3 protein-coding genes are annotated in these 1,216 nt (G+C 60.8%); 1 reads left to right on the top strand and 2 read right to left on the bottom strand.

Going from position 1 to position 1,216, the window contains the following annotated elements; genetic code table 11:
• Positions 1-16 precede the first annotated feature (16 nt).
• Positions 17-586, top strand: coding sequence for a DUF1254 domain-containing protein (locus EN906_RS34545; protein ID WP_127271883.1), 570 nt, complete (start codon positions 17-19; stop codon positions 584-586).
• A gap of 134 nt (positions 587-720) precedes the next feature.
• On the opposite strand, the gene EN906_RS34550 is transcribed toward EN906_RS34545, so the two are convergent.
• Positions 721-909: a hypothetical protein gene (locus EN906_RS34550; RefSeq protein WP_127272037.1), complete on the bottom strand. Its 189-nt coding sequence runs from the start codon at positions 907-909 to the stop codon at positions 721-723.
• Positions 910-982: 73 nt separating this feature from the next.
• The coding region (locus EN906_RS37625) for a hypothetical protein (protein ID WP_206529262.1) at positions 983-1,216 on the bottom strand (234 nt) is incomplete at its 5' end.

The following is a 1,216-nucleotide window of genomic DNA, read 5'->3' on the forward strand; positions in this document are numbered from 1 at the left end:
GTCAAGGTCGGCTGCAATGCGTAGTTTTTACGCTGCGATGCGCGGACTTCTGCATGCCGTCCTGCTCGGTCTGCTCGGCGCCGGCATCGTGCACATCGCCGTGCTGCTGCTGGTGCCCGAGTTTTCCGAACGCGATGCCTGGTCGCGGCTGTCCATGGCGTCGGATCTGTACAAGATGACGCGGCTCGATGCCGAGGCCGGTGGCGCGCCCGTGGTGAAATCCGTCGACCCGCTGTTTTACGCGACGGCCTGCCGGTTCGATCTGGGCGAAGGCATGGTCCGCGTCAAGGCACCTGGGCATGTCCCGTTCTGGTCGGTGTCGGTCTATGACCGCAGCGGCCACAACATCTATTCCTTCAACGACCACACAGCGACCGGCGGCGTTCTGGATGCCGTCGTGCTGACGCCGGCGCAGATGATCGACGTGCGCAAGGATCTTCCAGAGGATCTTCAAGGAGCGATCTTCGTCGAAGCGCCGATCGAGGAAGGCATCTTCGTCATCCGCGCCTTCGTGCCCGACAGCAGCTGGAAGCCGATCGTTTCGCGCTTCTTCGAACAGAGTTCCTGCGAGTTGCAGGACTTCTAAAGCGAGTCGCGTCTGAACGGATTCAGACGACCCGCTTTGGATCTTTGTGCATGTCGTTCTCCCAAAACCGAGGTCACTTTTGGGCGACATGCACTAGACATGATCCCGGACCAAAGGTCCGTGGCCGCCGAAACTCAGTGGTGCGGGACCGGTTTTGGTCCTGGCGAACCCGGCTTGTCGGGATCGACCGGCCGCACTTCGCCGGCATGCGGCCGCTCGTAGCGGATGCCGGGAAAGATGATCACCGCTGCCGGCATTTCGGCGGTTTGCTTTACTCTGGTGTTTGGTGCCGTACGCGGCACGAAAGACAGTACCATGCCCATGGTTCGCGCATTCCTCTCGGTTTCCCCGGAGCACAACGCAACGCCTCCAAATGTCATTAAGGCCGGCAGAGGGTTAACGGAACGCTAACGGATCGTCGCTAACTTGAACTTTGTTCTTGGCACTCTCGGAACCGGCACGGTCCCGGTCGAGCGTCGTCAAGGTTGTGTCGAGTACGGGCGTATCCTTCGTGTCATCTTCGGACTTCAGGCAAATCGCGGTGCGAAAAGACTCGGGAAAGGCCGAAAGGCTGTTCCGCGCCGCAGTGTCGGCGTTCTGTTCGCTCACCCGCCCATCACGCCGCGAGAT

Source organism: Mesorhizobium sp. M7A.F.Ca.CA.004.06.1.1 (assembly GCF_003999135.1).
Classification (GTDB): Bacteria; Pseudomonadota; Alphaproteobacteria; order Rhizobiales; family Rhizobiaceae; genus Mesorhizobium.